Raw genomic sequence first — 8354 nt, 5'->3', positions numbered from 1 at the left:
AGCGCAGTTGACCGAGAACTACAACGCCGTGCTCAATACCGGGGACAAACCAATGTCCCCGGCCGAAATCCGCGATGCTCTGAAACTCTATGACGCTGTTCTGCCCACGGTTACGGACACGCTCAGCGTCGAGGCGCTGGACGTGGCCGCAGCTCAGACCAAGATTCTGGCCAATTACGGCGTCGGGTACAGTCATATCTGTGAACCGGCGGCCCGTGATCTGGGTATGACGGTCACCAACACGCCCGATGTTCTGTCTGAATGCACCGCCGATCTGGCCATGACCCTGCTTCTGAAGGCCGCCCGTCGCGCTGGTGAGGGCGAGCGCGAGCTGCGCGCAGGCGGCTGGACCGGCTGGCGTCCAACCCATCTGGTCGGCACTAAGGTCAGCGGCAAAACGCTGGGCATCGTCGGCTTTGGCCGCATCGGTCAGGAAATAGCCCGTCGCGCCCATCACGGGTTTGGCATGAAAATCCTTGTGCAGAACCGCAGCGCCGTGTCGCCCGACGTGCTGAAGCAGTTCGATGCGACCCAAGTCGAAACGGTGGATGATCTGCTGCCGCATTGCGACTTTGTCTCGCTGCACTGCCCCGGCGGGGCTGCGAACCGGCATCTGATCAACGGACGCAGGCTGGACCTGATGAAGCCCGACGCCTTCCTGATCAACACCGCGCGCGGCGAGGTGGTGGACGAGCATGCCTTGGTACAGTCGCTGATGTTCGACACGATCGGCGGCGCCGCGCTGGATGTGTTCGACGGCGAACCACGCATCAGCCCCGACCTGCTGCAATGCGACAACCTCGTGATGCTGCCGCATCTGGGCAGCGCAACAAAAGAAGCACGCGAAGCCATGGGCTTTCGCGTACTCGACAATCTGGGCGACTTCTTCGCTGGCCGCCCACCCCGTGACCGCGTGATCTGACGCACCCTTCTTCAAAGGACCAAACTCATGAGCTTTTATGCCCTTGAACAAGCCCCCGCGCGCCTGAACCGCAGTGAACTCGCCGTGCCCGGCAGCCAGCCCGGCATGTTCGAAAAAGCCGCCGAATCGGATGTGGACGTGATCTTCCTCGATCTTGAGGACGCGGTAGCCCCGGACGAAAAAGAACAAGCCCGCAAGAATATCATTCAGGCCCTGAACGATATCGACTGGGGCAGCAAGACCATGTCGGTCCGCATCAACGGGTTGGACACGCATTACATGTATCGCGACGTTGTGGATGTAGTCGAACAAGCCGGTGAGCGGCTGGATCTGATCATGATCCCCAAGGTCGGCACCACAGCGGATGTTTATGCCGTCGACATGATGATCACGCAGATCGAAGACGCGATGGGTTACAAGAAACGCATCGGGTTCGAGCATATCATCGAGACCGCTCTGGGCATGCAGAATGTCAGCGAGATCGCAGCTGCCTCAAAACGCAACGAAAGCCTGCATTTCGGTGTCGCGGACTATGCGGCTTCGACCCGAGCACGGACGACAATCATCGGTGGTGTGAACCCCGATTACGCGGTTCTGACCGATCCCGACGCAGACACGCACCGGGCCAGCCATTGGGGTGACATGTGGCACTATGCTCTGGCCCGCATGGTTGTGGCAGCCCGCGCTAACGGGTTGCGGCCCATCGACGGCCCTTTTGGTGATTTTCAGGACCCCGAAGGCTACAAAGCTGCTGCGAAACGTGCTGCAGTGCTGGGTTGCGAAGGCAAATGGGCGATCCACCCCAGCCAGATCGCGCTTGCGAACGAAGTCATGTCGCCCAGCGACGCTGAGGTCACCAAAGCGCAACGCATCCTCGTCGCCATGGCCGAAGCCGAAACCACTGGCAAAGGTGCCGTTTCACTGGACGGTCGTCTGATCGACTATGCCTCGATCCGGCAGGCAGAGGTCATGGTCGAAAAGGCCCGTCAGATCGCTGCCGCTTGAACAGATAAACACCCCGGCGCGCATTCTTCCTGTTGGCAGGATGCGCGCACTCTCAGCTTCTGACCTCAAATCAATAGTTTACGGACCCTTAGATCTGCGCATACCCTGACCCAGCGTCACTATCAGGAACAGGGCTTTGAAAATCGTTTCAGGCGGACAGACCGGTGTAGACATGGCAGCGCTTGAATTTGCCAGAGCAAACGGTTTGTCCTATGGCGGTTGGGTGCCAAAGGGTCGAACAAATGAATGTGGTCGTATATCTGAAGATTTTGAGGGCCTAACCGAGACACGATCCGAAGACGTTATCGAAAGAACCCGGTTGAACGTCGCATCCGGCGATGCCACGGTTGTATTCGTCGATGGATCAACCAGCCCGGGCACGCAACAGACCATCGCCTTCGCCTCGGATGTCGGCAAACCACATCTTGTGATCGATCTCAGGGACGGGATCGAATCCTGCACGCGTCAGGTCGAAACATGGTTGCTGGCCCACCCTGTAGGAATTTTGAACATCGCCGGCCCCCGCGCCTCGGAAGCACCGGGCATCGGCGCAAAAGTAACCGAGGTGCTGAGAGGCAACCTGCTGTTGCTCAGCAGTTGACCAGAGGTTTCCTGGTGAAATTCGCTAGTTGATTTAGCGGAACCTAAGCGAGTTACCTCGAACCCATGAGGATGTGCTAGAGTTCTGGCCTGTTTAAGAGGTCGGCCATGTCAAACACGCGCGCGTTCGAAAAGATGGAGATTGACGGCTGGTCCAACCCAGCCATCGCCAAGGGGTATGCGGATGGTTTTGCCCAAGCGACGCGGGTCGTCGCCGAGCGGCTATCTGATGCAATAAAGGCAGAGAGCGGAACTCAGGTCCTCGACCTCTGCACCGGTCATGGCGTGGTGGCGGCCGCATTGCTCAAGCGTGGGGCATCAGTTGTCGGATTGGATTTCTCTCAAGCGATGATTGCGCTTGCCAAATCTGCCACCCCCGAAGCGGAGTTTGTCCACGGGGACGCAATGGCAATGGAATTTGAAGACGCCAGCTTCGACGCAGTGACCATAGGCTTTGGCGTTCCCCATTTTCCTGATCCTTTACGCGGCTTGACCGAGGCCGCACGGGTTTTGAAACTAGGTGGTCGGCTGGCGTTTTCGATTTGGCAGGGCAAAGGCTCGGAAGGCGCCTTTGGATGGCTGTTCGACGCGGTAGGACGCTTGGGCGACCCAGAAGTTTCATTACCCGAAGGGCCAGATGCGCACCTGCTGGCAGACAAAACTGTAGCGCAATCTCTACTCACCGAAGCCGGTTTCACCGAGATATCTTCAGAGGTTTTAGCCACACAATTGGCGGTGTCAGAGCCCGAGTTTCTGTTTGACGCCTTTGACCGGGGCGCCGTTCGTGCGGCCGCGCTGCTCAGCGGTCAGCCTGCGGCCAAACGTGACGCCATTCGCACCGATCTGGCCGCACGGGCGCGCGCCGAAGGTGTAAGACAGGATTCCGGTATCTTGGTTCCTGCGCCCTCAGCCATCGTCTCGGCGATCAAGAAATGACCCCACATATCCAAAGTGGAAGCCGAAGCGCTCCAGACATAGCCAGACGGGGCACTATCCTATAGTCTCGCAGATAACTTCGCGGCTCTGGCCTAGGACGCGAAGCGGGGGTTAAATGTTATGAGGCTCAAATATGGGGGGCATGTCGCCAGTTCCAGGTCAAAACGGACTCAGTCACATCACGCGCCATTGCGATGCCGCTGACATGGTCAGAGGCCGCTAATGGTCTGGCGGGCAACCGGTTCCGATACCGATCTTGACGGGATGGAGCATCGGCATCTGACGGTGATGCTGGTGGATCTCGTCGGGTCTACTGTGCTGGCCCAAACACTTGAACCCGAAGACCTGCTATCAACCACACTGCGGTATCAGAAGCTGGTCGAACAGGCGGCAGCAGAATTCAACGGCAGGGTGCTGCAGATCGTCGGCGATGGTATTCTTGTGGCCTTTGGATGGCCCGCCGCATCCGAGAACAATGCCGAACGCGCCCTGCGCGCAGCGCTGCGTACTCACGCTGATCTTGCGACGCTGGCGGGCCCGATGGATCTGAGTTGCCGTATCGGAATTGCATCCGGTGTCGTTCTGGTCGGCGATATCGCACTTGGGTCCAATGTTCAGCCAGACGCCATATTCGGCGCGACACTCAACCTTGCTGCACGTCTGCAAGCTCTGGCCGCACCCGGAGAGACGATGGTTTCAGGCGCAGCACGCACTCTTGGGGCAGGACAACTGGAGTTTGAGCCCCTGGGAACGCAAACATTGGCCGGGTTTGATCATCCTGTGCCGGTCTATCGACTGGTCGGTGAGGCGCAGGAAACGCTCCACCTGAAAGACCGGACAGCCTTGTTCGGACGTGACGCTGAATGCGATCAGTTGCGAAACGCCTGGTCAGAGGCCAAAGCCGGGCGCGGCGGCGTGATCCATCTGATGGGCGAAGCTGGCATTGGGAAATCCAGGCTGATCCGCGATATGCGCAAGGCCATGAGCCCCCGCGCCTGGGTGACTTATCATTGCAGCCCATTCCGGGTGAACACGCCTTTTCACCCCTTGGCAACACAGGTCGAGCGCTGGTGCGGCATCCAGAATGGCGATGACACCGACACGCGGCGCAACCGCATTACGCAGCATCTGTCTGATATTCTAGATGGTCCCCAGCTTGAGACGCTGTTCTTCGTTCTGGCCCCCGGCCCCGGCGATTGCGGCGCGACCAGCGAGGACGAGCTGCGCCGAAAGCTCTCTGATATTTTTCTGCGCGTATATCAGCGGCTCAGCACGGATGGGCCGGTATTGCTTGTGGTCGAGGATCTGCAATGGGCCGATCCCTCAACCGTTTCGATCCTGCGTGACGTCGCCAAACATCTGATCGGGTTTCCGATTTTGATGCTGATCGCCTCGCGCGAGGAATTGCCGCAAACGCTTGAAACTCGGATCCCATCGCTTAGGCATATGCGCCTTGAACCACTTGGTGAAAAAGATGCCGCAGCGCTGGCGAGGGCTGCGTCGGATGCACAGCTGGACGACGTCACGACTGCGCAGATCGTGGCCCGCAGCAACGGTGTCCCGTTGTTTATCGAAGAATGCGCCGTAGCGATCGCTGCATCACCGGGTCGCGTTGCCGGCAATATTCCCACGACGCTGCACGACCTTCTGGCACAACAAGTCGACGCAGCTGGTGAACTGCGCCGCGCAGCAGTCGAGGCAGCAGTGATCGGTGGGGCCTTCGATGCGGCATTGTTGTCGCATATCAGCGACCTCAGTCAGTCGGATGCGGAAGAGGCAATCTCTCGCCTCGCAGCCGACGGAATGCTGCAACCATTGCCAAAGCTTGGTGCGCGTCGCAGCCAGTATTGGCGCTTTCGGCACGAACTGGTACGAGAGGCCGCTTATCAAAGCCTTGTCCGGGACCGTCGCACCCATCTTCACCAACGCGCTGCCGAAGCGCTGACCGCACAGCCGGAGGCTGCACGGCAACCCGAATTGATCGCACGTCACTGGGAACTTGCAGGCTCTGCCCCGCGTGCGGTGGCAGCTTGGATCGAGGCGGCGCGTCAGAACCTGCGGCGACATGCCAGCAGTGAAGGGGCACAACAGGCCCGAAATGGGTTGCGCCTGCTGAACGCCCTACCCGCCGAGCATCGCGACAAATCCGAACTGAGCCTGCAATTCCTGTTGGCCGCTGCCGAGCGCGTTCGGGTTGGTTATGGTTCTGAACCCGCGATTGAAGCGTTCGCGCGCAGCTTTGAACTGGCCAAGAAACTGGACGACCGCCGGACGCTGGTCCGCGCCGGGCGCGGGTTGTTCACCGCTGCGATGGTAAAGGGGGATTACTATAACGCAGAACGCTGGGGCACCGAGATGGTCGATGCGTATGACGATCATCACACCAGAATGGTCGGCAACTATATTCGCGGTGCGGCCCTGTCTCCACGCGGGAAATTTGCTGCGGCAACCGACGCTTTGAACGAGGCCACCGCCCATGCCGAGGCGCATGCCGCAGAGGCCGGGAACGAACCGGATGTGGCCGCGATGATACAGATTGAGGCCATGACCGCGCTGGTCCAATGCTTTCAAGGGCAGGCCGACGCCGCGCTTGCCGGGGCGAAATCAGCCGTCGACGCCGCTGGATCACTTGGTCAGCCGTTGATGCTGGCCAATGCGCTGCACTGGATGACCGAGATCCATATGCAACTGGACCACCCGGACTATCCCCACGTCGCAAAATTGCTTGATGAAGCGGTGCGCGACAACGGAGGCCCCTATTACCAGGCGGTTGCCGTTGCCCACCTTGCAGGATCAGCGATCCGTTCTGAAAATCCCAAACATGGCGTTCAACTGCTCGAAGCCGCCTGGCAGAAAATGCGAGAAACGGGAGCTGAAGCTGCTGGCGTTCTGGTCAATACAGAACTGGCCAGGGGGCATCTGGCATTGGGCCAGATCGACAAAGGGCTATCCGCCGTCGAAGCAGGGCTGGCCTGCGCGGCATCGACTGGCGAATGTAACTACGAGGCGGAATTGCGCCGGATCCAGGCCTCGCTTTTGCTGGAAGAAGGAAGCTCTGTCGCCGCGGCCGAAACGGCGCTGCATCAGGCCGTTTCTGTGGCCGAAAAGCAGGGCGCGCGATTGTATGAGTTGCGGGCATTGAATGATCTGGCCTGTATCCAGCCGGCAAACACCGAACTCGCCGACCGTATCGCAAATTTGCAGACAGATGACCTTGCGACCTATGCCAGTGCTTAATCCCTGCGTCCCAGTACGCATTCATCGGGGTTCAACCCAACAAACGCAGCGATTTCGGCAAAGGTCGACGTGCGTTTGACCATGTCAAATCCGCGCGCCGTGAAGGTTTCTTCCGAATACAGGTTCTTGGATACCATGGGATTGTTCATCAGTTGCGTGATCGCGTCATATCCAACCATCGAGGTCATCAGATCACCCATGATGACTGTGCCCTTATGCTGCTCGGCAAAAAGGCCCGGAAATAGCTCGACCCGGTCGACATTGCAATATAAGCGGCTGAGATCCGCGACCAACTCGTCGGCAAAAGGCTGATCCCCAACAAGTTCGGCAAAGCTGGTGTGGGGTTTGCGTCGGAAATGATGACGATATGCGTTCAATGACGGCAGCCGGGCCTTGCGGGTCAGCGCGATGGTCGCTTCGACCGGTGCAGGGGCGTCTTCTGAGGGTTTCTCGAACATGAAATCCGGCGTATTGCGCAGCGACATCCGGGCTGCGGGCTGATGTGAGAGGGATTCAATCATCTTCTCAAGCCCCGTCTCTTCGACCAGCCGGGGGTTGAACCGGAAGCCTTCGGTTCCAACCTGAACGCCGTCAATCAGGAACCGATCAGGGATCATCGAATGCCACCGGTAGAGCAGGTTGAACTCGATCGCGATCTGGTTGGAATGCTGCCAATGTTCCCGGCGATTTACACCAACCGGCAGCTTGAAAGGCATGTTGGCGATGTGGCCGATATAATCCTCCATCACCACCTTGATCAGCAAGGCGATCAGCGCGCAACGGGTGGTTTGAAACACCCTCTCTTTGTCCCAACCGGGTGTCCCGCGCTGTTGCAGCCAAAGGATATCAGCTAGCTGGTTATGCGCCCGCAACATCAGCGTATTGATCACCACATAACCGATGGTGCCATTGCCGTTGTCGAGCCCGGTGGCATGAAAGTCGAGCAAGCGTTCATTGATCTGGTCACAATCCAGATCGGGACGCGCACGTTTCAGGGCATCTCGCAGCTTTTGCTCACAATGCAACTTCCGCCCGGCATTGCTGCCTCCGGTGGCGAGACTGCCATCGAATGGTGGCGCAAATTCCACCCCGCCGGATGCAGCCCGCCGGAACAGCTTGGGCGACCATGTTTCACCATTCTCATCCGTTCTGACGGCCATCCGATGGGTCAACTCGCCCGTCTCGGGGTCACGTTCGCGCAGCATGTCGGTCTGGTAATCGTGCAAGCCATAGATCTGGCACAGATCAACCTCATGGTTTGAATCCGTCTGATCAGCCGGACCTTTGGGGCCGAATGTGCGCAGAAAACTGTCCGTGAACCATTGTGCCGCCGAGATGAACAGCAATGTCGAGCCCTGCGGGCACAGTAACGTCAGCGGACTGCCGTCCATCTGCTTGCGCCGTCGGAACAGATCGGCCACCTCGTCTTCGGGCGGCAGGAGCGGTGAAGGTTCCTCGGGCGGCAAATGGCGGCCAATCCACTTGTGGGAATAGACACCAGACCATGTTGTGTAGTCTGCCCCCAATGTCAGAGGGCGCGGCCGGTGAACCCGGGCAGCCCGTGCAAGCCTCAGCGCCACAAGACGGCTCGCAAGCCCGCGGTTCACCTGGAACAGGTGATCAAGCAATGTATCAATATCCAGCATCCTTGAAC

General features: G+C 59.0%; 6 protein-coding genes. 5 read left to right on the top strand and 1 reads right to left on the bottom strand.

Translation table 11 applies throughout. The annotated features are described in order from the left end of the window. The 5 genes from ACR0NF_RS16425 to ACR0NF_RS16405 all read left to right on the top strand — a co-directional run. The coding region (locus tag ACR0NF_RS16425; protein WP_480778601.1) for a 2-hydroxyacid dehydrogenase at positions 1–922 on the top strand (922 nt) is incomplete at its 5' end. Between the two features lie 27 nt (positions 923–949). Next, positions 950–1927 carry an HpcH/HpaI aldolase/citrate lyase family protein gene (locus ACR0NF_RS16420; protein WP_480778600.1) on the top strand — a complete coding sequence of 326 codons (978 nt, stop codon included), beginning with the start codon at positions 950–952 and terminating at the stop codon, positions 1925–1927. 136 nt (positions 1928–2063) lie between these two features. Beyond that, positions 2064–2528, top strand: a complete 465-nt coding sequence (locus ACR0NF_RS16415) for a putative molybdenum carrier protein (RefSeq protein ID WP_480472530.1) — start codon at positions 2064–2066, stop codon at positions 2526–2528. A 107-nt stretch (positions 2529–2635) separates the two neighbouring features. Then, complete coding sequence (locus ACR0NF_RS16410) at positions 2636–3463, top strand: methyltransferase domain-containing protein (RefSeq protein WP_480778599.1); 828 nt, start codon at positions 2636–2638, stop codon at positions 3461–3463. A gap of 222 nt (positions 3464–3685) precedes the next feature. Next, the gene (locus tag ACR0NF_RS16405; protein ID WP_480778598.1) at positions 3686–6700 is read left to right on the top strand and encodes an ATP-binding protein; all 3015 of its coding nucleotides are present in this window, start codon (positions 3686–3688) and stop codon (positions 6698–6700) included. On the opposite strand, the gene ACR0NF_RS16400 is transcribed toward ACR0NF_RS16405, so the two are convergent. Next, a complete protein-coding gene (locus ACR0NF_RS16400) occupies positions 6697–8346 on the bottom strand; it encodes a peroxidase family protein (RefSeq protein ID WP_480667405.1) in 1650 nt (549 codons plus the stop codon). The genes ACR0NF_RS16405 and ACR0NF_RS16400 overlap by 4 nt on opposite strands. Positions 8347–8354 lie beyond the last annotated feature (8 nt).

It is taken from the genome of Ruegeria sp. CF4 (assembly GCF_056537345.1).
Note: the sequence above shows the minus strand (reverse complement) of the source record. Positions and strands in the feature narration are given on the sequence as shown.

Coding starts and splice junctions, on each gene's coding strand:
- ACR0NF_RS16420 (WP_480778600.1), top strand. CDS start 950: ATGAGCTTTTATGCCCTTGAACAAGCCCCCGCGCGCCTGAACCGCAGT.
- ACR0NF_RS16410 (WP_480778599.1), top strand. CDS start 2,636: ATGTCAAACACGCGCGCGTTCGAAAAGATGGAGATTGACGGCTGGTCC.
- ACR0NF_RS16405 (WP_480778598.1), top strand. CDS start 3,686: ATGGTCTGGCGGGCAACCGGTTCCGATACCGATCTTGACGGGATGGAG.
- ACR0NF_RS16400 (WP_480667405.1), bottom strand. CDS start 8,346: ATGCTGGATATTGATACATTGCTTGATCACCTGTTCCAGGTGAACCGC.